The sequence below is a fragment of the Streptomyces sp. NPDC002588 genome, from assembly GCF_040295925.1.
Classification (GTDB): domain Bacteria; phylum Actinomycetota; class Actinomycetes; order Streptomycetales; family Streptomycetaceae; genus Streptomyces.
The window spans coordinates 71,834-98,447 of the sequence record NZ_JBEOWF010000025.1 but is presented as its reverse complement, the minus strand read 5'-3'; the positions used below and the strand labels follow the sequence as shown (position 1 = coordinate 98,447).

Below are 26,614 nucleotides of genomic sequence, written 5' to 3'. Positions count from 1 at the left end.
GTCGGACACGACTGCGGCGCCCCTCCCGAGGGAAGGGCGCCGCAGCGGTCGTACGGGATGCCGGGGTCTACGAGCCGGAGGTGGCCGACTCGGACGACGACGCGCTCGCCGAGGCGCTCGACGACTCGCTCGCCGAAGTGCTCGGGGAGGCGGACGCGCTCGACGACTCGGTGGGCGTCGGGTCGGGCGTCGGGTCGGATGTCGGGGTGGTCGCGGGCGCGGTGACGGTCAGTTCGATCGTCAGGGTGGCGCCGCCCGTGGTGGTGACACGCAGCAGGAAGGTGCCGGCGGTGTCGTCCGCGTACAGCTTCGGCAGCGTCAGCAGGCCGTTCGCGTCCGTCTGAAGGCCCGTCAGGGTGCGGACCGGGTTGCCGGAGGCGTCCTTGAAGTAGGGGCCCTTGTCGTTGGCGGTGGGGTCGTCGGCCGACTTGATCAGGGTGGCGGTGGCGGCGACCTTGTCCGCGACGGCGTCCTTGTAGGTGGCCTTCACCCCGACCTGGGTGGCGAACTCGCCGCCCGCGACGACGGTCAGCGCGGTGCTGTCGGTGCGGGCGAGGGTGTCGGCGGCGCGCTCGGTGACGGTGACCGTGTAGTCGAACGCGGTGACCGTGCGGCCGACGACGGTGGCGCGGACCTTGAAGGTGCCGGTCTTCTCGCCCGCCTGGAGCGCGGGTGCCACGGCGACACCCTTGCTGTCGGTCTGGACCGTGGTGACGCTCTCGCCACCCTTGAAGGTGGCGTCGGTGCCGCCGAGGATGGTGAAGCGGACCCGGACCTTGGCGACGGCCTTGCCGGCCTTGGTCTCGGCGCGGGTGCTGATCTTCCCGGTGAACGCGTCGCCCGCCATGGCGGTGAGCTTGGCCGAGCCCGCGTCCTCGAGGTGGTCGACCGTGTCGGTCGGCGTGGGCGAGGTGCTCGGCGGCGACGGCGTGCCCGGTGTGGCCGGAGTGGTCGGGTCCGCCGGCGTGCTCGGGGTGCCGGGCGTCGACGGCGTGGCGGGCGTGGTGCCGCTGTTGCCGCCCGGGAGTGTTCCGGTGCCGTCGGGGATCTCGTGGGTGCCCTTGCGGTAGTACTCCAGCCACGAGTAGACGGTGTTGTAGTAGTCCGTCGAGTTGTTGTAGCTGAGGATCGCGCTGCGCAGCCCCGCGTCCGTCGACATGTCCCAGTTGTTGCGGCACAGGTAGTGACCGGCGGCGAGCGCCGCGTCGTAGATGTTGTTGGGGTCCTTCTTGCCGTCGCTGTTGCCGTCGCGGCCCGCCCACGCCCAGGTGGACGGGATGAACTGCATGGGGCCGACGGCACGGTCGTAGGTGCTGTCGCCGTCGTAGACGCCGTCGTCGGTGTCGCTGATGCTGGCGAAGCCGTTGCCGTTGAGGACCGGGCCGAGGATCGGGCTGATGGTGGTGCCGTCGGCGGAGACGTCGCCGCCGCGGGCCTGGCCGGACTCCACCTTGCCGATGGCGGCGAGGAGCTCCCAGGGCAGGTTGCAGCCGGGCTTGGACTGCGCCAGCTCCGCCTCGGCCTTCTTGTAGGCGTCCAGGACGGTCGCGGGGATGCCCGCCTCGGAACTGCCGGTGCCGGTGGGGCCGGTCCCGGCGGTCGCGCTCGGCGCGGGGTTCGGGCTGTTCAGCGGCGGCAGGTCCGTGTAGTAGAAGGAGTCGCCGGTGGCACTGTCCGTGCCGCCCGGGCCGCTCCCGGCCTCACCGGCAGGGGCGTCGGCGGCGGTCTGTCTGCCCGCGCCGTCGGCCGTGACGTCCGGTGCCTGGGACGCGGCCAACGCCGCGACCGCCACTGCGGCCACGGTGGTGTTGAGCGCCCCCTTGCGGAGCCTTTTGCCGAAATGCGCCGACGACATGAAGTGAACCCCTCCCGTGGACGCCCGAGCGCCCGACCCTGTCTGCTCTGCACGGTCCGTGCGGCTGTAGTGACGATCAGCCTGCCCCGAGGGTTGCACGGGAGCGGGATCGTCCGGCCCTGTTCGTTTGTTCGACTGCGCCCGGCGGGACGGCAACCCAAGCGACCCTACGACAACTTCTTTTGCACCGGCACCCGTTCGAGCGCCGATTTCATCGGTTGGCCGGGTTCCGTTTGCCCGGGAACCGTGTCCCGCATACTGGGCGTCTTCGATCACCGGCCGAACAAGCACGCCAAGAACCGCCCCCGGGAGTCCCGTTGCCGTTCACCCTGAGTCACGCGGCGGCCGTACTGCCCGCGGTGCGCGGCGACGGCACCGGCCGCGGACGACTGGTACCGGCCGTCCTCGTGGCGGGCTCGTTCGCTCCCGACCTGACCTACTACGCGGCAAGTGTCCTGTCCGGGGCCATGGAGTTCGGTGACGTCACCCATTCGTTCACCGGCGTCTTCACCGTCGACGTGCTCATCGCCTGGGCCCTGGTGGGCCTCTGGCTGCTGCTGCGTGAACCGCTGGTGGCCCTGCTGCCGTCGCACCGGCAGGCCCGCACGGCCACCCTGACGCGCTGCGGAACGCCACGCGCGCGCGTACGCGCTGCCACGGCGGCCCGTTGGTACGTCTCCGCCGCGCTCGGCGCGCTGACGCACGTCGTCTGGGACGCGTTCACCCACCACGACCGCTGGGGCACGCGGCTGTTCCCGGTCCTGGGCGAGACGGTCGCGGGCTCACCGCTCTTCTCGTCCCTGCAGTACGCCAGTTCGGCCGTGGGCGCCGTCGTCGTCGCCGCGTTCGTGGTCCATGCCCTGCGCCGGGTACCCGCCGGCGAACCGGTCGGAGTGCCGTCGTTGTCGGCGCGGGACCGCTGGTGGGCCGGGGCACTGCTCTTGGGCTGCGCGCTGCTGGGTGCCGTGCGGCGGGCGACCCGCTGGTGGGACTACTGGGGGCCGCGCCACGCCAAGCCGTGGGAACTGGTCCCGACGGTCTGTTTCGGTGCGGGCGCGGGCCTGCTGCTCGGCCTGGTGCTGTACGCCGTCGGCGTGCGCGTCCGGCGTCCGGCGCCCCGGTCCGCCGCCGGCGGGCCGCAGACGGAGATCAGCGTCGGGCGGAGCCGTCAGCGCGTCCGGTGAGCGGCGCCGGCGGCACGACGTGGACAGCGATACGTCGCGCCCCGGCCCGGGATCCGCGCACTCGGCGGCCAGCCACCGATCAGCCGTGCCAACAACGCTGCGGGTCAATACACCTAGTGCGCCGCGGACTCCCAGTCCGGGCCCGCGCCCACCGAGACGTCCAGCGGGGCCCTGAGGTGGACCGCGCCGGCCATCTCACGGCGGACCAGTTCCTCCACGGCCTCACGCTCGCCCGGGGCGATCTCGAGGACGATTTCGTCGTGGACCTGGAGCAGCATCCGCGAGGTGAGGTCCGCCGCCCGCAGCGCACCGGCCACCTTGAGCATGGCCAGCTTGACGATGTCGGCCGCCGTGCCCTGGATGGGCGCGTTGAGCGCCATGCGCTCCGCCGCCTCGCGGCGCTGGCGGTTGTCGCTGTTGAGGTCGGGGAGGTAGCGGCGGCGCCCGAACAGCGTGGCCGTGTAGCCCGTGGCCCGCGCCTCGTCGACGGCCCGGCGCAGATAGTCCCGCACCCCGCCGAAGCGCTCGAAGTACGCGTCCATCAGGGCGCGTGCCTCTCCCGCGTCGATGTTCAGCTGCTGCGACAGACCGAACGCCGACAGACCGTACGCCAGGCCGTACGACATGGCCTTGATCTTGCGGCGCATCTCCGCGTCCACCGCGGCGGGCTCGACGCCGAACACCTGCGAGGCGGCCGTGGTGTGCAGGTCCTCGCCCGAGGTGAAGGCCCGGATGAGTCCCTCGTCCTCCGACAGGTGGGCCATCACCCGCAGCTCGATCTGGCTGTAGTCGGCGGTCATCAGGGACTCGAAGCCCTCTCCGACCACGAAGCCGCGCCGGATCGCCCGTCCCTCGTCGGTACGGACCGGGATGTTCTGCAGGTTCGGGTCTGTGGACGAGAGCCGTCCGGTCGCGGCGACCGTCTGGTTGAACGTGGTGTGGATACGGCCGTCGGCGGCGATCGTCTTGATGAGCCCCTCGACGGTCACGCGGAGCTTCGCCTGCTCACGGTGGCGGAGCATGATGACCGGCAGTTCGTTGTCCGTCTGGGTGGCCAGCCAGGCCAGGGCGTCGGCGTCGGTGGTGTAGCCGGTCTTGGTCTTCTTGGTCCTGGGCAGGCCCAGTTCGCCGAAGAGGACCTCCTGGAGCTGCTTGGGAGAGCCCAGGTTGAATTCGTGCCCCGCAGCCGCGTGGGCCTCCTTCACCGCCTGCTGGACGGCACCGGCGAACATCTGCTCCATGGCCTCCAGATGCGCCCGGTCGGCCGCGATGCCATGGCGCTCCATGCGGGCGAGGAGCGCGGAGGTGGGCAGCTCCATGTCCTGCAGCAGATCCGCCGCGCCGACCTCCTCCAGCCGCTCCCGGAAGGCCTCGCCGAGGTCGAGGATCGCGCGGGCCTGCACCATGAGCGCCTCGGCCTCGGCGCCGTCTTCGGCCCCGAAGGCGAGCTGCCCGTCGGCCGCGGCGGCCGGGGCCAGCTCCCGGCCCAGGTACTCCAGGGACAGTGCGTCCAGATCGAACGAACGGCGTCCCGGCTTGACCAGGTACGCGGCGAGAGCGGTGTCCATCGAGACCCCCGCCACGGCCCATCCGTGCTCCGCGAAGACGCGCATCGCGCCCTTGGCGTTGTGCAGGACCTTGGCCCGGTCCTCGGCGGCAAGCCAGGCCGCCCAGGCCCGCTCGTCGTCCTCGTCAAGCTGGGACGGGTCGAACCAGGCGGCGGCTCCGCCGCCGGCGGCCAGCGCGACCTCGGCGACCGAGCCCGCGCCCAGGCCCCAGGTGTCGACCGTGGCGACGCCGAGCGTCTGCGCGCCGTGCTCACCGAGCCAGCCGGCCAGCTCACCGGTGCCCAGCACGGTGCCGTCGACCGCCACCCCGCCGGTGACCACCGGGGTGGCCTCGGCCTCCTGCCCGCCCGGATCGACGGCGAGCAGGCGCTCCCGCAGCGAGGGGTTCCTGATCTCCAGGGTGTCGAGGACCATCGCGACGGCCGTCCGGTCGTACGGCGCCCGCTCCAGCTCGGCGACCGCCTTGGTCAGCTCGACCGTCCGCACCATCTCCGTGAGACGGCGGTTGAGCTTGACGGCCTCCAGGTGGTCCCGCAGATTCTGCCCGGCCTTGCCCTTGACCTCCTCGACCCGCTCGACCAGCTCCGCGAACGACCCGAACTGGTTGATCCACTTCGCGGCCGTCTTCTCACCGACGCCCGGAATACCGGGCAGGTTGTCGGACGGGTCACCGCGCAGCGCCGCGAAGTCCGGGTACTGGGCAGGCGTCAACCCGTACTTCTCGAAGACCTTCTCCGGGGTGAACCGGGTCAGCTCCGAGACGCCCTTCGTCGGATACAGCACGGTCGTGTGCTCGCTGACCAGCTGGAACGAGTCCCGGTCCCCGGTGACGATCAGCACCTCGAAACCCTCGGCCTCGGCCTCGGTGGCAAGAGTCGCGATGACGTCGTCCGCCTCGAACCCGTCGACCGCGAACCGCGACACGTGCATCGCGTCCAGCAGCTCGCCGATCAGCTCGACCTGCCCCTTGAACTCGTCGGGAGTCTTGGAGCGGTTCGCCTTGTACTCCGTGTACTCCTCGGACCGCCAGGTCTTGCGGGAGACGTCGAAGGCGACCGCGAAATGCGTGGGCGCCTCGTCACGCAGGGTGTTGGCCAGCATCGACGCGAAGCCGTAGATCGCGTTCGTCGGCTGTCCGGTCGCGGTGGTGAAGTTCTCCGCGGGCAGCGCGAAGAACGCACGGTAGGCCAGCGAGTGCCCGTCCATGAGCATCAGGCGCGGCCGGCTGCCGCCGGAGGGGGTGTCGGTCTTCTTCGCTGCTGTCTCTGCCACGCCCCCGATCCTGCCACGCCCCACTGACACTCGACCCCACGGCCAGGAACGGGCCGCCCACGACGGACCCCGGGCGTGCGAGGATCTGGGAAACAGTGCAGCAGAGCTGCACAGAGATACACGGATACACGGATACACGGACGCCAGGTCGTTAAGGAGAGCGCGCGATGGCTACCAAGCCCCCCAAGGCCGACCCGGTCCAGGACGCTCCTCAGGTCGCCGGTCCGAAGCACGAGGCGGCGGGCCTGACCGCGATAGGCCACACCCTCCGCATCGCCCAGCAGCAGATGGGCGTGAAGCGCACCGCCCTCACCCTCCTGCGCGTCAACCAGAAGGACGGCTTCGACTGCCCCGGGTGCGCCTGGCCCGAGCCGGAGCACCGCCACACCGCGGAGTTCTGCGAGAACGGCGCGAAAGCGGTGGCCGAGGAGGCCACCCTGCGCCGGGTCACCCCGGAGTTCTTCGCCGAGCACTCCGTCGCCGGCCTGGCGACCCGCAGCGGCTACTGGCTCGGCCAGCAGGGCCGCCTCACCCACCCCATGTACCTGCCCGAGGGCGGCGAGCACTACGAGCCGGTCACCTGGGACCGCGCCTTCGACATCATCGCCGAGGAGACCGCGGCTCTCGCCTCCCCCGACGAGGCCGTCTTCTACACCTCCGGCCGCACCAGCAACGAGGCCGCGTTCCTGTACCAGCTCTTCGCCCGCGAGCTCGGCACGAACAACCTGCCGGACTGCTCCAACATGTGCCACGAGTCCTCCGGCTCGGCCCTGTCGGAGACCATCGGCATCGGCAAGGGCAGCGTCCTCCTCGACGACCTCCACCAGGCCGACCTGATCATCGTCGCGGGCCAGAACCCGGGCACGAACCACCCCCGCATGCTCTCGGCCCTCGAAAAGGCCAAGGCCGGCGGCGCGAAGATCATCAGTGTCAACCCCCTCCCCGAAGCGGGCCTGGAACGCTTCAAGAACCCGCAGACCGCCAAGGGACTCACCACCGGCGCCCCGCTCACCGACCTGTTCCTGCAGATCCGCCTCGGCGGCGACCAGGCCCTCTTCCGCCTCCTCAACAAACTGATCCTCGAGTCGGACAACGCCACGGACGAGCGTTTCATCGCCGAACACACCCATGGCTTCGAGGAGTTCGCCGCGGCCGCCGAAGCCGCCGACTGGGACGAGACGCTCACCGCGACCGGCCTCACGCGCGCGGAGATAGAGAAAGCCCTGAGCATGGCGCTCGCCTCGAAGCGGACCATCGTCTGCTGGGCCATGGGGCTGACCCAGCACAAGCACTCGGTGCCGACCATCCGCGAAGTGGTCAACTTCCTTCTGCTGCGCGGCAACATCGGCCGCCCGGGTGCCGGCGTGTGCCCGGTCCGCGGCCACAGCAACGTCCAGGGCGACCGGACGATGGGCATCTTCGAACGCCCCGCACCGGCCTTCCTGGACGCCCTGGAGAAGGAGTTCGGGTTCGCGCCCCCGCGCGAGCACGGCTTCGACGTCGTACGGGCCATCCGCGCCCTGCGTGACGGCGAGGCGAAGCTGTTCTTCGCCATGGGCGGCAACTTCGTCGCGGCCACCCCCGACACCGAGGTCACCGAGGCGGCCATGCGCCGCGCCCGGCTGACCGTCCACGTGTCCACGAAGCTCAACCGCTCGCACGTGGTCACGGGCGCCCGCGCCCTGATCCTGCCCACGCTCGGCCGCACCGAGCGCGACGTCCAGAGCGGCGGAGAGCAGTTCGTGACCGTGGAGGACTCGATGGGCATGGTGCACGCCTCACGCGGCCGCCTGGCCCCCGCCGGCACCCGGCTGCTGTCCGAGCCGGCCATCGTCTGCCGGCTCGCCCGCCGGGTGCTCGGCGAGGACAGCAGGGTGCCGTGGGAGGAGTTCGAGAAGGACTACGGCACGATCCGCGACCGTATCGCGCGCGTGGTCCCCGGCTTCGAGGACTTCAACGCACGTGTCGCCCGCCCCGGCGGCTTCACCCTCCCGCACGCCCCGCGCGACGAGCGCCGCTTCCCGACGGCCACCGGCAAGGCCAACTTCACCGCCGCGCCGGTCGAGTACCCGAAGCTGCCCGAGGGCCGCCTGCTCCTGCAGACACTGCGCTCGCACGACCAGTACAACACCACGATCTACGGCCTGGACGACCGCTACCGGGGCATCAGGAACGGCCGCCGGGTGGTGCTGGTCAACCCCGAGGACGCGCGCGAGGCCGGGCTCGCGGACGGCACGTACGTGGACCTGGTCAGCGAGTGGCAGGACGGCGTGGAGCGACGCGCTCCCGGCTTCCGCGTGGTGGTCTACCCGACCGCCAGGGGCTGCGCGGCCGCGTACTACCCGGAGACGAACGTCCTGGTGCCGCTGGACGCCACCGCCGACACCAGCAACACCCCGGCCAGCAAGTCCGTCGTGGTCCGTCTGGAACAATCGTCGACCGACTGAGCGTTTGCTCAGTCATCCGCACGTCGTCGCCCGCACGACGTGACCGACGAACGGAGCAGGGCCCCATGGGCGAGCAGCAGCACGTGAAGTTCCCGCAAGAGGTCATCGACGAGTACGCCGCACTCGGCGTCGACCTCGTGGCCCTGTTCTCCGCCGGCCACCTCGGCACCCGCATGGGGGTGCAGATCCTCGAGGCCTCCGCGGACCGGGTCGTCGGAACGATGCCGGTGGAGGGCAACACCCAGCCCTACGGCCTGCTGCACGGCGGCGCCTCCGCGGTACTGGCCGAGACCCTCGGCTCCGTCGGCTCGATGCTGCACGGCGGCAGCTCCAAGCTCGCCGTCGGCGTCGACCTCAACTGCACCCACCACCGCGGCGTCCGCTCCGGTCTCGTCACCGGCGTGGCCACGCCCTTGCACCGGGGCGGCTCCACGGCGACGTACGAGATCGTCATCAGCGACGAGGAGGGCCGCCGGGTGTGCACCGCACGGCTGACCTGTCTTCTGCGCGACGCTCGCGCGGCGGGCTGACACCCCCTAGCGTCGGGGCATGACAACGGCAGGGGCTCGGCGGGCGGTGGCGCGACCGCTCGGAACGGCCTTGTTCACGGGGGTGTTGGTGCGCGCCTGCGGCGAGGCCCCCCTGCGGAGCGCCGCGGACGCCGCTCGGGCGGCCCGCACGGACCGGTACCGCACCGGCGGCCCGGGCGAAGGTTTCCGGCAGTGAGCGGCGTCGGCCCGGTCGAGCCCGGCGAGGGCACGCACGCCTGGGACAGCACGACTTCCCGCGACGGCACACGCGCGTGGTACCCCGCAGCGCCCGACGACGGCACACACGCGCGGGGCACCGCCGGCCCCGCTGCGGACACGCGCGCGGGTGACTCCCCCGGCACCGACTCCCGCGCCCCGGCCACCGGCGTGCGCGCCCGCCTCGCCCCGCTCGCCCACCGCTGCGCCGCCCACCGCAGGACCGCGATCGCCGTCCTCACCGCCGTCTGCCTCCTCGCGGTCGGCGGCCTGCTGTACGCGACCCGCCCCCACCAGCGCGAACCAGCCACTCCGCAACCGCCGTTCCCCGCCCAGGTCGTCGACGTCACCTACCTCGGCGGCCGCGCCGTCCCGCCCGGCGCCCCGCCTCACACCCTCTCCTTCGAGGTGCTGCTGACCGTGGAATCCGGCCCACCGGTCACGGTGACCCGCGTGTCCCAGCCGTACGCGGGCATCTCCCTGACCTCGGCACCGCGGGCGCCATTCCGGACAACGGCCGGTTCCGCCCGCAAGCTTGTCATCACCATGCATGTGACGGAATGCGGGAAAGTGCCGGAGAACGCCGGACTGCCTTTCCTGGACGTAACTCTACGTAATGCGCGTGCAATACAAGTCCAGAGTTTCATCCTGGGTCCCCACTATGCGCAGGACCTCTCCCGGGCCCTACAGGTCGCCTGCAGCAACGATTCCACGTCATGACCAAAACTCCCGAGACACCTGAACCGACCAGGCTTCGTCCTGCGCGTTCTCAGTATGCGGACAGGGCGAATCGACCTGAATTCCCCTGTTCCACCCACCAAGTACCGCTCTGCATTACCTCGTGTCATAACAAGAGCGTCACAGCATGGTTCAGACCCTCCTCCCCGTTACCTCCACGCGCCTAGAGTCACGCCCAGTCACCGCGCGGCTGGATTACCCCTTCGGCTCAGCGCTCGACTCGGCCTCTTCCAGGGGGGAGGGCCGCCCAGGGAAAGGACTGGAACGTGCGTCAACGTTCGCTCATCGCCATCACCGCCGCGCTGTCCGCCGGAGCGCTCACTCTCACAGCCTGCGGTTCGCGCGACAGTGACGACAAGGGCTCCGACAGCGGCGGCACCACCGTCACCATCGGCGTGGACGCCCCGCTCACCGGCGACCTGTCCGCCATGGGCCTCGGCATCAAGAACTCGGCCGACCTCGCCGCGAAAACGGCCAACAAGAAGAAGTACGTCGACGGCATCACCTTCAAGATCGTCTCCAAGGACGACCAGGCTCAGGCCTCCTCCGGTCAGCAGAACGCCACCGCCCTGGTCGCCGACAAGAGCGTCCTCGGCGTCGTCGGCCCGCTGAACTCCTCCGTCGCCCAGTCCATGCAGAAGGTCTTCAACGACGCCGGCCTGGTCGAGGTCTCCCCGGCCAACACCAGCCCGGACCTGACCCAGGGCGCCGACTGGCGCACCAAGAAGGTCCGCCAGTTCAAGTCGTACTTCCGCACCGCGACCACGGACGCCATCCAGGGCCCGTTCGCCGCCCAGTACGTCTACAACGACGCCAAGAAGAAGAAGGTCTTCGTCATCGACGACAAGAAGACCTACGGCGCCGGCCTCGCGGGCACCTTCACGGACGAGTTCAAGAAGCTCGGCGGCACCGTCGTCGGCACCGAGCACATCAACCCCGACAGCAAGGACTTCTCCGCGGTCGCCACCAAGGTGAAGAACTCCGGCGCCGACGTCGTCTACTACGGCGGCGAGTACCCGCAGGCCGGTCCGCTGAGCAAGCAGATCAAGGCCGCCGGCGCCAAGATCCCGCTGGTCGGCGGTGACGGCATCAACTCCGCGGACTACATCCCGCTCGCCGGCGCCAGCGCCACCGGTGACCTGTCGACCTCCGTCGGCGCCCCGGTCGAGCAGCTCGACTCCGCCAAGCAGTTCGTGTCCGACTACAAGGCGGCCGGCTACAAGGACGCGTACTCCGCCTACGGCGGCTACGCCTACGACTCCGCGTGGGCCATCATCGAGGCCGTCAAGAAGGTCGTCGAGGACAACGGCGGCAAGCTGCCGGACGACGCCCGCGCCAAGATCACGGCCGCCATGCAGAACGTCTCCTTCGACGGTGTGACCGGCAAGGTCTCCTTCGACGAGTACGGTGACGCCACCAACAAGCAGCTCACCGTCTACGCCGTCAAGGACGGTGCCTGGGCGCCCGTCAAGACCGGCACCTACACCGGCTGACCACTCCACCCGCACCACTTCTGAGCCGCGCGGGGCGCTGTTCCACTGGCGCCCCGCGCGGACTCACATCCGGCCCCCGTCGAAACATCCGAACCGTCTCGGAGGACATGCGGTGAACGAACTGCCGCAGCAGCTGGTCAACGGCCTGCTACTGGGATCCATGTACGGCCTGGTCGCCATCGGCTACACAATGGTCTATGGCATCGTCCAGCTCATCAACTTCGCCCACGGCGAGATCTTCATGACCGGAGCGTTCGGCGCTCTCACGGTCTATGTGTACATACTGCCCGACGGCACATCCATGGCGATCGCCCTGCCGCTCATGCTCGTGGGCGCCGTCCTCGTCTCCGTCACCATCGCCGTAGGAGCGGAACGGTTCGCCTACCGCCCCCTCCGCAACGCGCCACGCCTCGCACCCCTCATCACCGCCATCGGTCTCTCCCTCGGCCTCCAGCAGGCCGTCTGGGCCTGGTACCCCGAGGCCAAGTCCGCCCGCGTCTTCCCCCAGATCGACGGCGGCCCCTTCGACATCGGCAGCGTCACCATCCAGACCGGCGACATCTTCCTGCTCATCGCCGCCCCGCTCAGCATGGCCTTCCTCGCCTACTTCGTCATGAAGACCCGCACCGGACGCGGCATGCAGGCCACCGCCCAGGACCCGGACACCGCCCGCCTCATGGGCGTCAACACCGACCGCATCATCGTGATCGCGTTCGCCCTCGGCGCCACCTTCGCCGCCGTCGGAGCCGTCGCCTACGGCCTCAAGTACGGCCAGATCTCCTTCACCATGGGCTTCCTCCTCGGTCTCAAGGCCTTCACCGCGGCCGTCCTCGGGGGCATCGGCAACATCTACGGAGCCATGATCGGCGGCGTCGTCCTCGGCATCGCCGAAACCCTGGCCACCGCCTACATCGCCGACATCCCCGGTATGGACAAGTTCGGCAGCAACTCCTGGGCCGACGTCTGGGCCTTCGTACTCCTCATCCTCGTGCTGCTGTTCCGGCCCCAGGGCCTGCTCGGCGAGCGCGTCGCGGACAGGGCGTGACACCGATGACGACACAGACCACCACACCCGAAGCCCCCAGCAGCACCGCCGCCGCCCCGGCCGGCCTCATCGGCATCCCGGAGAACCTCGGCCGCGCCCTCGCCACCGGCGGCGCGATCCTCACCCTCGTCTCCACCTTCCTCGCCTGGACCTGGACCGCCGCCTTCCCCGGCGACCTCACCGTCTACGGCTACCCCGGCGGCCTGCAGGTCCTCGTCCTCATCGGCGCGGCCCTCACCACCCTCTTCGCCCTCTCCTCCTACGGCATCAAGGGCCTCGGCTGGCTCGCCCCCGCCGGCGCCGGCGGCGCCATCAAGTTCGCCGCCCTCGCCACCTTCGCCACCAGCTGGTACACCGTCATCGCGATCAGCTCCGACCTCGGCGGCGTCGTCAACCTCGAACCCGGCGGCTACATCGTCGCCCTGGCCAGCCTCGCCGCCTTCCTCGGCGCCCTGGCCCTCCCGTTCGAGCACCCCGAGCCCGACCCGATCGACCCCGACGACACGTCGTGGGAGCACACCAAGCACAAGCTCAGCCACCAGTGGCAGACCGTCAAGGCCGCCTTCGCCTCCGGCACCCCGCGCCCCGTCGGCAACCTGCCCTCCTACGTCGAGATCCTGATCATCGTCGCCGTCCTCGCCCTCGCCCTCACCGTCTTCACCTACGGCATCGGCACCGAGTACGACGAACTGTTCGTGGGCTTCCTGATCACCGCCGGCTTCGGCTTCGCCGCCGTCACCAAGGCGGGCCTCGTCGCCCAGGCCAGCCAGATCGCCGCCCGGCACCAGAACATCACCATCTGCGGCGCGTTCATCGCGGCGGCCCTGTTCCCCTTCACCCAGACCGACGACCAGTACGCGACCCTCGGCGTCTACATCCTCATCTTCGCCACCGTCGCCCTCGGCCTGAACATCGTCGTCGGCCTCGCCGGCCTGCTCGACCTCGGCTACGTCGCCTTCCTCGGCGTCGGCGCCTACGCCGCAGCCATGGTCTCCGGATCCCCCAGCTCGCCCTTCGACGTGCACTTCCCGTTCTGGGCGGCCGCCCTCGTCGGCGCCGCCGCCTCCCTGGTCTTCGGCGTCCTCATCGGCGCCCCGACCCTGCGACTGCGCGGTGACTACCTCGCCATCGTCACCCTGGGCTTCGGAGAGATCTTCCGGATCACCGCCAACAACCTCGACGGCACCTCCGGACCCGACATCACCAACGGCTCCAACGGCATCTCCTCCATCCCCAACCTGAACATCCTCGGGTTCGACTTCGGCACCGTCCACGACGTCTTCGGCCGATCCATCGGGCGCTTCGCCAACTACTTCTTCCTGATGCTGATCATCACCGTCATCGTCGTGACCGTGTTCCGACGCAGCGGCGACTCCCGCATCGGCCGCGCCTGGGTCGCCATCCGCGAGGACGAGACCGCCGCCCTCGCCATGGGCATCAACGGCTTCCGCGTGAAGCTCATCGCCTTCGCCGTCGGCGCCTCCCTGGCCGGCCTCGCCGGCACCGTCCAGGCCCACGTGACCTACACCGTCACCCCCGAGCAGTACCTGTTCGCCGGTCCCATCCCGCCCAACTCCGCCTTCCTCCTCGCCGCCGTCGTCCTCGGTGGCATGGGCACCATCGGCGGCCCCCTCATCGGTGCCTCACTGCTCTTCCTCATCCCCAACAAGCTCCAGTTCCTGGGCGACTACCAGCTCTTCGCCTTCGGCGTCGCACTCATCCTGCTGATGCGCTTCCGTCCGGAGGGCATGATCCCCAACCGGCGCCGCCAGCTCGAGTTCCACGAGGAAGCGGAAGCGCCCACCGTCCTGACGAAGGCAGGGGCCTGACCACCATGACCACCGACACCACCACCAAGGTCGCCCCGACCGGCGAAAAGGTCCTCGACGCACGCGGCGTCACCATGCGCTTCGGCGGCCTCACCGCCGTCCGCAACGTCGACCTCCACGTCAACGCCGGGGAGATCGTCGGCCTCATCGGCCCCAACGGCGCCGGCAAGACGACCTTCTTCAACTGCCTCACCGGCCTCTACATCCCCACCGAGGGAGAGGTCCGCTACAAGGGCAACGTCCTGCCGCCCAAGTCCTTCAAGGTCACGGCCGCCGGCATCGCCCGCACCTTCCAGAACATCCGCCTGTTCGCCAACATGACGGTCCTGGAAAACGTCCTGGTGGGCCGTCACACCCGGACGAAGGAAGGCTTCTGGTCGGCCGTCCTGCGCGGACCCGGCTTCCACAAGGCCGAGGCCGCCTCCCGCGAACGCGCCATGGAACTCCTGGAGTTCGTCGGGCTCGAGAAGAAGGCCGAACACCTCGCCCGCAACCTCCCCTACGGCGAACAGCGCAAACTGGAGATCGCCCGCGCGCTGGCCAGCGAGCCGGGCCTGCTCCTGCTGGACGAACCGACGGCCGGCATGAACCCCCAGGAGACGCGGACCACCGAGGAACTCGTCTTCGCCATCCGCGACAAGGGCATAGCCGTCCTCGTCATCGAGCACGACATGCGCTTCATCTTCAACCTCTGCGACCGCGTCGCCGTCCTCGTCCAGGGCGAGAAGCTCGTCGAGGGCGACAGCGCCACCGTCCAGGGCGACGAACGCGTCGTCGCCGCCTACCTCGGCGAACCCTTCGAGGGCGCCCCCGGTGACGCGGAGGCCGCCGAGGTCGAGGCCGCCGAGGCGAACGCCGACACCCCGACGGACGCCGTGCCCGGCAAGGAGAACGACCGATGACCGCACTGCTCGAAGTAGAGGACCTCCGGGTCGCCTACGGCAAGATCGAAGCCGTCAAGGGCATCTCCTTCAAGGTCGAGGCCGGCGAGGTCGTCACCCTCATCGGCACCAACGGCGCCGGCAAGACGACGACCCTGCGCACGCTCTCCGGACTCCTCAAGCCCGTCGGCGGCCAGATCAAGTTCAACGGCAAGTCGTTGAAGAAGATCCCCGCCCACAACATCGTCTCGCTGGGACTCGCCCACTCCCCCGAGGGCCGGCACATCTTCCCCCGCATGACGATCGAGGACAACCTCCGCCTCGGCGCCTTCCTCCGCAGCGACAAGGCGGGCATCGAGAAGGACATCCAGCGCGCCTACGACCTCTTCCCCATCCTCGGAGAGCGCCGCAAGCAGGCCGCGGGCACCCTCTCGGGCGGCGAGCAGCAGATGCTGGCCATGGGCCGCGCCCTCATGTCCCAGCCGAAGCTGCTCATGCTGGACGAGCCCTCCATGGGCCTGTCCCCCATCATGATGCAGAAGATCATGGCCACCATCGCCGAGCTGAAGTCCCAGGGCATGACCATCCTGCTCATCGAGCAGAACGCCCAGGCGGCGCTGTCCCTGGCCGACCACGGCCACGTCATGGAGATCGGCAAGATCGTCCTCTCCGGCAGCGGCCAGGACCTCCTCCACGACGAGTCGGTCCGCAAGGCGTACCTCGGCGAGGACTGAGCACCAAGGTCCTCCTACGGCAACGAGGCCCGCGCCCCTTCTCCGGGCGCGGGCCTCGTCGTACGTGCGATGGGGGTCACCCCTTGTTCGACTTCTTCTCCTCGGCGTCCTGGATGACCGCCTCGGCGACCTGCTGCATGGACATCCGCCGGTCCATCGACGTCTTCTGGATCCACCGGAACGCGGCGGGCTCGGTCAGCCCGTACTCCGTCTGGAGGATGGACTTCGCCCGGTCGACCAGCTTCCGCGTCTCCAGCCGGAGCGTGAGGTCGGCGACCTCCTTCTCCAGCTCCTTCAGCTCGGTGAACCGGCTGACGGCCATCTCGATGGCCGGCACGACATCACTCTTGCTGAACGGCTTCACGAGATACGCCATGGCCCCGGCGTCACGGGCCCGCTCGACGAGATCCCGCTGCGAGAAGGCGGTGAGCATGAGCACAGGCGCGATGCGCTCCTCCGCGATCTTCTCGGCGGCGGAGATGCCGTCCATCTTCGGCATCTTCACGTCGAGGATCACGAGGTCCGGCTGGTGCTCGCGGGCGAGCTCGATCGCCTGCTCGCCGTCACCGGCCTCGCCGACGACGCTGTAGCCCTCCTCCTCCAGCATCTCTTTGAGATCGAGCCGGATCAGGGCCTCGTCCTCGGCGATGACGACACGGGTCGTCAGCGGAGGCACGTGCGACTTGTCGTCGTCGGGCGCGTCTGCAGGCTGGGGCGACTCGGGGGCGGTCACGGGGGCTCCTCGTTCAGGGCAGGGGTACTGCTGACAAGAGCGTACCCAGCTGCGGTAAGGTAGTGACACAGCGGGTGACCGCTGACCTTCGTTTCGAAGGGGCCCCGGTAGCCCAGCGGTAGAGGCCATGGATTCAAAACCCATACAGCGTCGGTTCGAATCCGACTCGGGGCACTTTTCCTTGGATGCCAAGGTCACCACAGAAAAGCGGATGTTCCTCTTCTCGTGAACATCCGCTTTTTGCTGCGGGTCGCGGCGATCACTCTCACAGAGTGATCGTATGTGCGACGTCGGTACGCGCAAGCGGGCACTCGCGCGCGCCGCAATTCGCCCCTGGCCCTACCTTGGGCTGTCGTCCTCCCCGATGTGGTGCACCCGGACCAGGTTCGTCGAGCCCGAGACGCCGGGCGGGGAGCCGGCCGTGATCACCACCACGTCCCCCTTCTCGCACCGCCCGTACTTCAGCAGCAGTTCGTCCACCTGGTCGACCATCGCGTCCGTGGAGTCCACGTGCGGGCCGAGGAACGCCTCCACACCCCACGTGAGGCTCAGCTGCGAGCGCGTCGCCGGTTCCGGGGTGAAGGCGAGGAGCGGGATCGGCGAGTGGTAGCGGGAGAGGCGGCGGACCGTGTCGCCGCTCTGGGTGAAGGCGACCAGGAACTTCGCGCCGAGGAAGTCGCCGATCTCCGCCGCCGCGCGGGCGACCGCGCCGCCCTGGGTGCGCGGCTTGGTCGCCTCCGTCAGTTCGGGCAGACCCTTCGCGAGGATGTCCTCCTCCGCCGCCGCCACGATCTTCGCCATCGTCCGGACCGTCTGCACCGCGTGCTTGCCGACGCTCGTCTCGCCCGACAGCATCACCGCGTCCGCGCCGTCGATGACGGCATTGGCCACGTCCGACGCCTCCGCGCGGGTCGGGCGGGAGTTCTCGATCATCGAGTCGAGCATCTGCGTCGCGACGATCACCGGCTTGGCGTTCCGCTTCGCCAGTTTGATCGCCCGCTTCTGGACGATCGGGACCTGCTCGAGCGGCATCTCGACGCCCAGGTCGCCCCGCGCCACCATGACCCCGTCGAACGCGGCCACGATGTCGTCGATGCTCTCGACCGCCTGCGGCTTCTCCACCTTCGCGATGACAGGGAGGCGCCGTCCCTCCTCGTCCATGATCCGGTGGACGTCGACGACGTCCCGCCCGGTCCGGACGAAGGAGAGCGCGACGACGTCGAAGCCCGTGCGGAGCGCCCAGCGCAGGTCTTCCTCGTCCTTCTTCGACAGGGCGGGAACGGAGACGGCCACCCCGGGCAGGTTCAATCCCTTGTGGTCGGAGATGACACCGCCCTCCACCACCCGGGTGTGGACGCGGGGGCCGTCGACCTCGGTGACCTCCAGGCAGACCTTGCCGTCGTCGACGAGGATGCGCTCTCCGGGTGTCACGTCGTCCGCGAGGCCGGCGTAGGTGGTGCCGCAGGCCGTGCCGTCACCGGCGACGCCCTCCTCCACGGTGATCGTGAAGGCGTCCCCGCGTTCAAGGAGTACGGGCCCTTCCGCGAAGTGGCCGAGGCGGATCTTCGGGCCTTGAAGGTCGGCGAGAAGGCCGATGCTGCGGCCGGTCTCGTCGGCGGCCTTGCGGACGCGGTGGTAGCGCTCCTCGTGTTCGGCGTGGCTGCCGTGGCTGAGGTTGAAGCGGGCGACGTCCATTCCGGCATCGACCAGGGCTTTGATCTGGTCGTAGGAGTCGGTGGCGGGGCCCAAGGTACAAACGATTTTCGCTCGGCGCATGAATCGAGCCTACGTCTTACCGATCGGTAGCGAATTGGAGGGACGTGACCGCTCAACAACCGTTGGGTGAAAGGTAGTTGACAAGCGTTGAATTGTGCGGGGGGTCGCTCTTATGAGCACACTTATGTTCCGTGAACGCTCTCGACCTCGCGGCAATTCCACGGCCGAGTGAATTCACAGGGCCGGCGGAACCATCGTGAATTGCGCGCTCACCTCAGCCTGTACCCGCATCCGCTGCGGTTCCAGGTCGAGGGGTTCGGGCCCCGACTCCTCCTCCACGGCCGCCGCCGACATCCGGCGCATACGGCGGCCGAAGCCGGGCCGGGGCTGCCCGGCCGCCGAGCCGGTGCCGGTGTCGGCCAGCTCGATCAGGGCGGCGACGGTCGTGCCGAGCGCCTCCGCGTACTCCTTCGCCCGCTGTACGGCGTCCCGCACCGCCTGCTGCCGGGCCTGGCGGTACACGGGCGAGTCGGTGCGCAGGGCCCACCAGGGGCCGTCGATCGCGGTCAGGTCGAGGTCGGCCAGCCGGGTGGCGAGCTCGCCGAGGGCGGTGAAGTCGGTCAGCTCCGCGGTGAGGTGGACGCGGCCCCGGTAGGCGCGGACGCGTTCACCCCGGCCGTGCTGGCCGAACTCGGGGGTGATGGACACGGCGCCGGTCGAGACGTCCTCCACGGCGTCGCCGTAGGACTTCACCAGTTCGACGACGGTGGTGTTGCGCCGGGCGAGGTCGTCGAGGGTGGTGCGGCGGTCCTTTCCTCGCGCGGTGACGGTGATGCCGATGCGGGCGAGGTCGGGGTCGGTCTCGAGTTCGGCCTCGCCGCGGACCGCGAGGAGGGGGGTGTCGGGGGTGCCGTGCGGCTGAATCCGAGGTGAGGTCATACGCCCCACCTTGTCATGCCTTTCCCGTTTCCCCGGGCGGAGTTGAGCGTTCTGGTCACCAGATCGAAACCTCCCGGACCTGTTGCGGCCGGTCATGTCCGGGACAGAATCTACGCGCGTTTGTCTACGCGCGTCGTTGACCATTCCCCGAGGAGCACGAGACATGCCGTTGAACCGCCGGAAGTTCCTGAAGAAGTCCGCCGTGACCGGGGCGGGAGTGGCGATCGCGGGCGCGGCTGCGGCTCCGGCGGCGCAGGCCGCCGAGGCGAAGAGGCCGGGGAAGCCCGCGAAGCAGCCGAAGCGGTACTCGCTGACCGTGATGGGGACGACCGACCTGCATGGCCATGTCTTCAACTGGGACTACTTCAAGAACGCGGAGTACAAGGACACCGCGGGCAACGCTCAGGGGCTCGCGCGGATCTCGACGCTGGTCGACCAGGTGCGTGCGGAGAAGGGGCGGGAGAACACGCTGCTGCTGGACGCGGGCGACACGATCCAGGGCACTCCGCTGACGTACTACTACGCGAAGGTGGACCCGATCACCGCGAAGGGTGGTCCGGTGCATCCGATGGCGCAGGCGATGAACGCGATCGGGTACGACGCGGCGGCGCTGGGCAATCACGAGTTCAACTACGGCATCGAGACGCTGCGGAAGTTCGAGTCGCAGCTGCGGTTCCCGCTGCTGGGCGCCAACGCGGTGGACGCGAAGACGCTCAGGCCGGCCTTCCCCCCGTATGTGATCAAGACGTTCTGCGTGAAGGGTGCGCCGCCGGTGAAGGTGGCGGTCCTCGGGCTCACCAACCCGGGTATCGCCATCTGGGACAAGGCGTACGTGCAGGGCAAGCTGGCGTTCCCGGGGCTCGAGGAGCAGGCGGCGAAGTGGGTGCCGAGGCTTCGGTCGCTGGGTGCGGATGTCGTGGTGGTGTCGGCGCACTCGGGTTCGTCGGGCACGTCGTCGTACGGTGACCAGCTGCCGTACGTCGAGAACTCGGCGGCGCTGGTGGCGCAGCAGGTGCCGGGCATCGACGCGATTCTGGTCGGGCACGCGCATGTGGAGATTCCCGAGCTGAAGGTGACGAACGCGAAGACCGGGAAGACGGTGGTGCTGTCGGAGCCGCTGGCGTACGCGGAGCGGTTGTCGCTCTTCGACATCGAGCTGGTGTTCGCGAAGGGGCGGTGGGCCGTCGAGTCCGTCTCGTCGAAGGTGCTGAACTCCAACACGGTGGCCGACGACCCGAAGATCACCAAGCTGCTGAGCGACGAGCACGCGAAGGTCGTGGAGTACGTCAACCAGGTGGTCGGTTCGGCGACGGAGACGCTGACGACGGTGGAGGCGCGGTACAAGGACGCCCCGATCATCGACCTGATCACGAAGGTGCAGGAGGACGTGGTGAAGGCGGCCCTGGTGGGTACGTCGTACGCCTCGCTGCCGGTGATCGCGCAGGCTTCGCCGTTCTCCCGTACGTCGGAGATCCCGGCCGGCGAGGTGACGATCCGCGATCTGTCGAGTCTGTACGTGTACGACAACACGCTGGTGGCGAAGCTGCTGACGGGGGCGCAGATCAGGGCGTACCTGGAGTACTCGGCGGAGTACTTCGTGCAGACGGCGGCGGACGCGGTCGTGGACGTCGACAAGCTGACGAACGCGAACAGCCGGCCGGACTACAACTACGACTATGTGTCGGGGCTGTCGTACGAGATCGACATCGCGCAGGCGGCGGGTTCGCGGATCAGGAACCTGACGTACAACGGTGCGGCGCTGGACGACGCCGAGCAGTTCGTGTTCGCGGTGAACAACTACCGGGCGAACGGCGGCGGTGCGTTCCCGCATGTGGCCTCCGCCACCGAGGTGTGGTCGGAGTCGACGGAGATCCGGACGCGGATCGCGGAGTGGGTGACCGCGAAGGGTGTGCTGGATCCGAAGGACTTCGCTTCGGTGGACTGGAAGCTCACGCGGGACGGTACGCCGGTGTTCTAGTCGGCTTTTCGTGAGATGGCGGCCTCAGATTCCCTCCCGCAGCGGTGTCAGTGTCATCGGGCGGCGTGCGGGTGGGATCTGGGGCTGTCGTTGTTGTTGCAGGCCGAAGCTGGTGAAGGCGGTGCGGGTCGGGAGGGGGTAGTTGTCCTTGCCGGTGAGGGCGTTGAGGACGGTGGCGCTGCGGTGGGCGGCGAGGCCGAGGTCGGGGGCGCCGATCCCGTGGGTGTGGCGTTCGGCGTTCTGGATGTAGACGTTGCGTCCGGAGGCGGTGACGGAGGGGTCGAGGACGAGGCGGAAGTGTTCGTCGATGCGGGGGCGTTCGCTGTTGTCGCGGCGGAGGTAGGGGTCGAGGCCGGCGAGGATGCGGTCGAGGGGGCGTTCGCGGTGGCCGGTGGCGAGGACGACGGCGTTGGTGGTGAGGCGCGAGCGGGTGTTCTGCTGGATGTGTTCCACATGGAGTTCGATCTGGGTCGTCGCGATGCGGCCGGCGGTGCGGACCTGGACGCCGGGGGTGAGGACCGCGTCGGGCCAGCCGCCGTTCAGGGTGCGGCGGTAGAGCTCGTCGTGGATGGCTGCGAGGGTGCCGGCGTCGATGCCCTTGTGGAGCTGCCACTGGGCGGCGACGAGCCGGTCGCGGACGGGTTCGGCGAGGGCGTGGAAGTAGCGGGTGTAGTCGGGAGTGAAGTGTTCGAGGCCGAGCTTGGAGTACTCCATGGGGGTGAAGGCCTCGGTGCGGCCGATCCACAGGAGTTGTTCGCGGCCTTCGGGGCGGCCTCTGAGGAGGTCGAGGAAGACTTCGGCGCCGGACTGTCCTGAACCGACGACCGTGACGTGGCCGGCGGTGAGGAGGCTGTCGCGGTGGGCGAGGTAGTCGTTCGCGTGGAGGACGGGGACTCCGGGGGCGTCGACGAGGGGGCGCAGGGGATCCGGGACGTAGGGCTCGGTGCCGATGCCCAGCACGACGTTCTTCGTGTAGGTGCGGCCGACGGCTTCGGCTTCACCGTCGGTGTCGAGTCGGGTGAAGTCGACTTCGAAGACGTCGCGTTCGCCGTTCCAGTGGACGGCGTCCACCTGGTGGCGGAAACGGAGTCCGGGGAGGTTGTCGGCGACCCAGCGGCAGTAGGTGTCGTATTCGGCGCGTTGGATGTGGAAGCGCTCGGCGACGTAGAAGGGGTAGAGGCGTTGGTGGGTCCTGAGGTAGTTGAGGAACGTCCAGGGGCTGGTGGGGTCGGCGAGGGTGACGAGGTCGGCGAGGAAGGGGACCTGGATGCGGGCGCCGTCGATGAGGAGGCCCGGGTGCCAGTCGAAGCGGGGGCGTTGTTCGTAGAAGACGGCGTCGAGTTCGGCGAGGGGATGGGCGAGGGCGGCGAGGGAGAGGTTGCTGGGGCCGATGCCGATGCCGACGAGGTCGCGGGGGGTGGCGGTGTCAGGGTGTGGGGGCGTGTTCATGCGGGGGTGTTTCCTTCCACCAGTTTCAGGAGGGCGGCCAGGTCGCGGGGGCGGGTGTGGGGGTTGAGGAAGGTGGTCTTGAGCCAGAGCCGGCCGTCGATGCGGGCACGGCCGAGGACGGCGCGGCCCTCGGTGAGGAGGCGGCGGCGTATCTCGGCGACGGTGGTGTCGGTGGCGCCCTTGGGGCGGAAGAGGACGGTGCTGATGGTGGGTGGGGCGTGCAGTTCGAGGGTGGGGTGGTCCTGGACCAGGGCGGCGAATGCGCGGGCGTGGTCGCAGACCTGGTCGACGAGGGTGCCGAGGCCGTGGCGGCCGAGGGTCTTGAGGGTGACGGCGATCTTGAGGATGTCGGGGCGGCGGGTGGTGCGCAGGGATCGGCCGAGGAGGTCGGGGAGGCCGGCTTCGGTGTCGTCGTCGGCGCTCAGGTAGTCCGCCTGGTGGTGGAGGGCGGCGAGGTCGGCCGGGTCGCGTACGGCGAGTAGGCCGGCGGCGACGGGTTGCCAGCCGAGTTTGTGCAGGTCGAGGGTGACGGTGTCGGCGGCGTCGAGGCCGGTGAGCCGGGGGCGGTGGCGGTCGCTGAACAGCAGACCGCCTCCGTAGGCGGCGTCGATGTGGAGGCGGGCGCCGTGAGTGCGGCAGAGGGCGGCGATGTCGGGGAGGGGGTCGATGAGTCCGGCGTCGGTCGTGCCCGCGGTGGCGGCGACCACGACGGGTGGGCGGGGGCCGGGGAGGGCGGTGAGGGCGGCGTCCAGGGCGGCGGGGTCGAGGGTGCCGGTGGGGGCGGGTACGACGACGGGTTCGGGCAGGCCGAGCAGCCAGGCGGCGCGGGCGAGTGAGTGGTGGGCGTTGTCCCCGCGGACCAGGCGCATGCTCCCGCCGAGTGACTCCCGGGCCAGGAGCAGGGCGAGCTGGTTGGATTCGGTGCCGCCGGTGGTGACGAGGGCGTCCGTGAGACCGGCCTGCCGCGCGAGCGCCCGGGTGACCACGGCCTCCAGTTCGGAGGCAGCCGGTGCCTGGTCCCAGGAGTCCAGGGAGGGGTTCAGGACACTGACGGCGAGGTCGGCGGCGGTGGCGACGGCGAGCGGCGGGCAGTGCAGGTGGGCGGCGCAGAGCGGGTCGGCGGGGTCGGCGGAGCCTTCCGCGAGGGCGCGGACGACGACTGCCAGTGCCTGTGGGTCGCCGTGGTCGGGCAGGGCGTCCCCCACGGCCTTCCTCAGCCGGGCGGCGACCGCGGCCGGGCCGCCCGCCGGCAGCGGGCCGCCCCGCGCGCGCGTCCCGGCGTCGAGCGCGTCGAGGACGGTGGCGAGCAGCGGTCCCAGGGCGCCCTTGCCTTCGGGGCCTGAGGCGAGCGGCGGGGTGCTCATGGGGGCCTCCGGGCGGGCGTCGGGCGGAGTGGAGTGTGGGGCTTCCAGCTTGTACGCGGATGTGGTGACACGCCCGAAAAGAGCAACGATCGGTACCCGAAAGGGGGTACCGATCGTCGGGGCCGGGGTGCCGGTCAGGCGTCGCCGGGTGCGGAGCGGATCTTCAGGGCGCGTGCCAGGTCGTCGAGTTGGTCGATGAGCTTGCGGCGCAGTGAGGGGGTCGGGTCGGCTTCGCTCAGGCAGGTCTCGCCGAGGCGGAGGTTGTCGGTGTCGACGGCGTGCGCGGGGAATCCCCACTGGCCGACGGCGTCGGCGATGGCGGGGCCGCGGCGGGCGGCGACGGCGGGGGCGTCCTGGTAGTAGCGGGGCACGTACGCGGCCACCAGGTCGGCCTGTTCGGGCTGCCAGAAGCCCTGGGCGGTGGCGGTGAAGAGGTAGTTGGAGAGGTCGTCGGTGGCGAACATGGCGGACCAGGCCCGCTCCTTGGCGTCCGCGTCGGGGAGGGCGGCGCGGCAGCGGGCGGCGCCTTCCTGGCCGGTGGCGGAGGGGTCGCGGTCCAGTTCGGCGGCGATGGCGGTCTCGTCGACGGCGCCGAGGACGGCGAGCCGGGCGAGGACGCGCCAGCGCAGGTCGGGGTCGAGTTCGGGGCCGCCGGGGACGGTGCCGTCGGCGAGCCAGGCGGCGATGGTCTCGGGGTGGGCGGCGACGTTGATGAAGTGGCGTACGGCGATGAGGCGCAGGCCGGGGTGGTCGCCGTCCTCGGTGCGGCGGATGAGGTCGCGGCAGAGGGAGGAGAGGGTGGCGAGGGCGGCGGGGCGCTCCGCGGGGGTGAGGTAGCGGCCCGCGATGTGGGTGGTGGCGAAGGCGAGGACGGCCTGGGTGAGGGCGAGGTCCGTTTCGCGCGGAAGGTGGGCGCGGGCGATGTCGAGGTAGGCGGTGGGGGCGAGTTCGCCGTCGCGGACGGCGTCGCGCAGGGAGTTCCAGACGACCGCGCGGGTGAGGGGGTCGGGCAGGCCGGAGAGGGCGCGGGTGACGCCTTCGGAGGACGGGGCGTCGAAGCGGATCTTGGCGTAGGTGAGGTCGCGGTCGTTGAGGAGGAGCAGGGCGGGTCGTTTGCCGAGGGGCTGGGGTGCCTGTTGCGGGATGTCGAGGTGGAGTCGTTCGCGCAGGACGAGGCGGCCTCCGTCGTCGGCGGGGTCCTGGTCGTAGAGGCCGACGGCGATGCGGTGGGGGCGGCTGCCGGTGTGTTCGACGGTGAGGGCGCGATCGCCGTTGTCGCCGGTGACGGTGGGGGTGAGGGTGTCGACTCCGGTGGTGCGCAGCCAGGCGTCGGCCCAGGCGTGGACGTCGCGTTCGGTGCCGGAGGCGAGGGAGTCGATGAAGTCGGCGAGGGTGGCGTTGGCGAACCGGTGCCGGGCGATGTGGGTGTTGATGCCGGCGAGGAAGTCCTTCTCGCCGAGCCAGGTGACGAGTTGGCGCAGGGCGGAGGCGCCCTTGGCGTAGGAGATGCCGTCGAAGTTGAGGAGGGCCGAGGCGGTGTCGGGGACGGCGTCGGGGGCGACGGGGTGGGTGGAGGGACGCTGGTCGGCGTCGTAGCCCCAGGCCTTGCGGACGAGGCCGAACTCGGTCCAGGTGTCGGTGAAGCGGGTGGCTTCGGTGAGGGTCTGGTAGCCCATGTACTCGGCGAAGGACTCGTTGAGCCAGATGTCGTCCCACCAGCGGAGGGTGACCAGGTCGCCGAACCACATGTGGGCCATCTCGTGGGCGATGACCATGGCGCGGGTCTGGCGTTCGGTGTCGGTGACGGCGGAGCGGTAGACGAACTCGTCGCGGAAGGTGACGAGTCCGGGGTTCTCCATGGCGCCGGCGTTGAACTCGGGGACGAACGCCTGGTCGTAGGAGTCGAAGGGGTAGGGCTCCTCGAACTTCTCGTGGTAGCGGTCGAAGCACGCGCGCGTGATGTCGAGGAGTTCGTCGGTGTCGGCGTCGAGGTGGGGGGCGAGGGAGCGGCGGCAGTGGATGCCGAAGGGCAGGCCGCGGTGTTCGGTGCGTACGGAGTGCCAGGGGCCGGCGGCGACGGCGACGAGGTAGGTGGAGATCAGGGGGGTGGGCGCGGCCTGCCAGCGGCCCTCGCCGAGGTGCTCTGTGATGCCGTTGGCGAGGACGGTCCAGCTTTCGGGGGCGGTGACGGTCAGCTCGAAGACGGCTTTGAGGTCGGGTTGGTCGAAGGCGGCGAAGACCCGCTGGACGTCGTCCATGAAGAGCTGGGTGTAGAGGTACGTTTCGCCGTCGGTGGGGTCGGTGAAGCGGTGCATGCCTTCGCCGGTGCGGGAGTAGCGCATGTCCGCGTCGACGCGCAGTTCGTGTTCGCCCGCGCCGAGTCCCTTCAGGGGGATGCGGTTGCCGTCCAGGGACTCGGGGTCGATGGGCCGGCCGTCGAGGGTGACGGAGCGCAGTTCGGCGGGCTTGACCTCGACGAAGGTGTCCCCATCGGTGCGCGCGGTGAACCGGATGGCGGTGCGGGAGCCGAAGGTCTCGTCGCCGGCGGTCAGGTCGAGCTCGATGGTGTAGCGGTGGACGTCGAGGAGCTGGGCACGGCTTAGCGCTTCGTCGCGCGTCAGTACGGACATGCACGACATGCTG

The 26,614-nt window shown here is 70.0% G+C and carries 18 protein-coding genes and 1 tRNA gene; 11 read left to right on the top strand and 8 right to left on the bottom strand.

Going from position 1 to position 26,614, the window contains the following annotated elements; all coding sequences use genetic code 11:
* Positions 1-67: 67 nt before the first annotated feature.
* Positions 68-1,855 (bottom strand): lytic transglycosylase domain-containing protein, encoded by a 1,788-nt coding sequence (locus ABT057_RS27400; protein ID WP_352346261.1) that lies wholly within the window; start codon positions 1,853-1,855, stop codon positions 68-70.
* A 317-nt stretch (positions 1,856-2,172) separates the two neighbouring features.
* Here ABT057_RS27400 and ABT057_RS27395 point away from each other — a divergent pair, with 317 nt between their 5' ends.
* Positions 2,173-3,039: a DUF4184 family protein gene (locus ABT057_RS27395; RefSeq protein WP_352346260.1), complete on the top strand. Its 867-nt coding sequence runs from the start codon at positions 2,173-2,175 to the stop codon at positions 3,037-3,039.
* Between the two features lie 113 nt (positions 3,040-3,152).
* Here the strand turns inward: ABT057_RS27395 and polA are convergent, their stop codons facing one another.
* Positions 3,153-5,879 carry a DNA polymerase I gene (gene polA, locus ABT057_RS27390; protein ID WP_352346259.1) on the bottom strand — a complete coding sequence of 909 codons (2,727 nt, stop codon included), beginning with the start codon at positions 5,877-5,879 and terminating at the stop codon, positions 3,153-3,155.
* Positions 5,880-6,046: 167 nt separating this feature from the next.
* Between polA and ABT057_RS27385 the strand changes: the two genes are divergently transcribed.
* The 8 genes from ABT057_RS27385 (at position 6,047) to ABT057_RS27350 (ending at position 15,792) form a co-directional block, all read left to right on the top strand.
* Complete coding sequence (locus ABT057_RS27385; protein WP_352346258.1) at positions 6,047-8,326, top strand: FdhF/YdeP family oxidoreductase; 2,280 nt, start codon at positions 6,047-6,049, stop codon at positions 8,324-8,326.
* A gap of 65 nt (positions 8,327-8,391) precedes the next feature.
* Positions 8,392-8,856 carry a hotdog fold thioesterase gene (locus ABT057_RS27380; protein ID WP_352346257.1) on the top strand — a complete coding sequence of 155 codons (465 nt, stop codon included), beginning with the start codon at positions 8,392-8,394 and terminating at the stop codon, positions 8,854-8,856.
* A 192-nt stretch (positions 8,857-9,048) separates the two neighbouring features.
* Entirely contained in the window at positions 9,049-9,792 is a 744-nt protein-coding gene (locus tag ABT057_RS27375) for a Tat pathway signal sequence domain protein (RefSeq protein WP_352346256.1), read from the top strand.
* A 284-nt stretch (positions 9,793-10,076) separates the two neighbouring features.
* Positions 10,077-11,303 carry a branched-chain amino acid ABC transporter substrate-binding protein gene (locus tag ABT057_RS27370; RefSeq protein ID WP_352346255.1) on the top strand — a complete coding sequence of 409 codons (1,227 nt, stop codon included), beginning with the start codon at positions 10,077-10,079 and terminating at the stop codon, positions 11,301-11,303.
* Positions 11,304-11,415: 112 nt separating this feature from the next.
* Positions 11,416-12,348 (top strand): branched-chain amino acid ABC transporter permease, encoded by a 933-nt coding sequence (locus tag ABT057_RS27365; RefSeq protein ID WP_352346254.1) that lies wholly within the window; start codon positions 11,416-11,418, stop codon positions 12,346-12,348.
* A gap of 5 nt (positions 12,349-12,353) precedes the next feature.
* Positions 12,354-14,177 carry a branched-chain amino acid ABC transporter permease gene (locus tag ABT057_RS27360; protein WP_352346253.1) on the top strand — a complete coding sequence of 608 codons (1,824 nt, stop codon included), beginning with the start codon at positions 12,354-12,356 and terminating at the stop codon, positions 14,175-14,177.
* A 5-nt stretch (positions 14,178-14,182) separates the two neighbouring features.
* Positions 14,183-15,079 carry an ABC transporter ATP-binding protein gene (locus ABT057_RS27355; protein ID WP_352346252.1) on the top strand — a complete coding sequence of 299 codons (897 nt, stop codon included), beginning with the start codon at positions 14,183-14,185 and terminating at the stop codon, positions 15,077-15,079.
* Positions 15,076-15,792 (top strand): ABC transporter ATP-binding protein, encoded by a 717-nt coding sequence (locus tag ABT057_RS27350; protein WP_352346251.1) that lies wholly within the window; start codon positions 15,076-15,078, stop codon positions 15,790-15,792. The genes ABT057_RS27355 and ABT057_RS27350 overlap by 4 nt, the downstream gene beginning before the upstream one ends.
* Before the next feature lie 76 nt (positions 15,793-15,868).
* Here ABT057_RS27350 and ABT057_RS27345 read toward each other — a convergent pair whose 3' ends face one another.
* Entirely contained in the window at positions 15,869-16,525 is a 657-nt protein-coding gene (locus ABT057_RS27345) for an ANTAR domain-containing response regulator (protein WP_352346250.1), read from the bottom strand.
* Between the two features lie 101 nt (positions 16,526-16,626).
* Here ABT057_RS27345 and ABT057_RS27340 point away from each other — a divergent pair.
* Positions 16,627-16,699 (top strand) — tRNA-Leu (locus ABT057_RS27340).
* 165 nt (positions 16,700-16,864) lie between these two features.
* Here the strand turns inward: ABT057_RS27340 and pyk are convergent.
* The gene (gene pyk, locus ABT057_RS27335; protein WP_352346249.1) at positions 16,865-18,301 is read right to left on the bottom strand and encodes a pyruvate kinase; all 1,437 of its coding nucleotides are present in this window, start codon (positions 18,299-18,301) and stop codon (positions 16,865-16,867) included.
* 174 nt (positions 18,302-18,475) lie between these two features.
* A complete protein-coding gene (locus ABT057_RS27330) occupies positions 18,476-19,180 on the bottom strand; it encodes an SIMPL domain-containing protein (RefSeq protein ID WP_352346248.1) in 705 nt (234 codons plus the stop codon).
* Positions 19,181-19,343: 163 nt separating this feature from the next.
* Here ABT057_RS27330 and ABT057_RS27325 point away from each other — a divergent pair, with 163 nt between their 5' ends.
* A complete protein-coding gene (locus tag ABT057_RS27325) occupies positions 19,344-21,158 on the top strand; it encodes a bifunctional metallophosphatase/5'-nucleotidase (protein ID WP_352346247.1) in 1,815 nt (604 codons plus the stop codon).
* A 24-nt stretch (positions 21,159-21,182) separates the two neighbouring features.
* On the opposite strand, the gene ABT057_RS27320 is transcribed toward ABT057_RS27325, so the two are convergent.
* From ABT057_RS27320 to pepN, 3 genes are all read right to left on the bottom strand, one after another.
* The gene (locus ABT057_RS27320) at positions 21,183-22,607 is read right to left on the bottom strand and encodes a lysine N(6)-hydroxylase/L-ornithine N(5)-oxygenase family protein (protein ID WP_352346246.1); all 1,425 of its coding nucleotides are present in this window, start codon (positions 22,605-22,607) and stop codon (positions 21,183-21,185) included.
* Complete coding sequence (locus tag ABT057_RS27315) at positions 22,604-23,971, bottom strand: pyridoxal phosphate-dependent decarboxylase family protein (protein WP_352346245.1); 1,368 nt, start codon at positions 23,969-23,971, stop codon at positions 22,604-22,606. Before ABT057_RS27315 ends, ABT057_RS27320 begins: the two co-directional genes overlap by 4 nt.
* A gap of 134 nt (positions 23,972-24,105) precedes the next feature.
* Positions 24,106-26,601, bottom strand: coding sequence for an aminopeptidase N (gene pepN, locus ABT057_RS27310; RefSeq protein ID WP_352346244.1), 2,496 nt, complete (start codon positions 26,599-26,601; stop codon positions 24,106-24,108).
* Positions 26,602-26,614 lie beyond the last annotated feature (13 nt).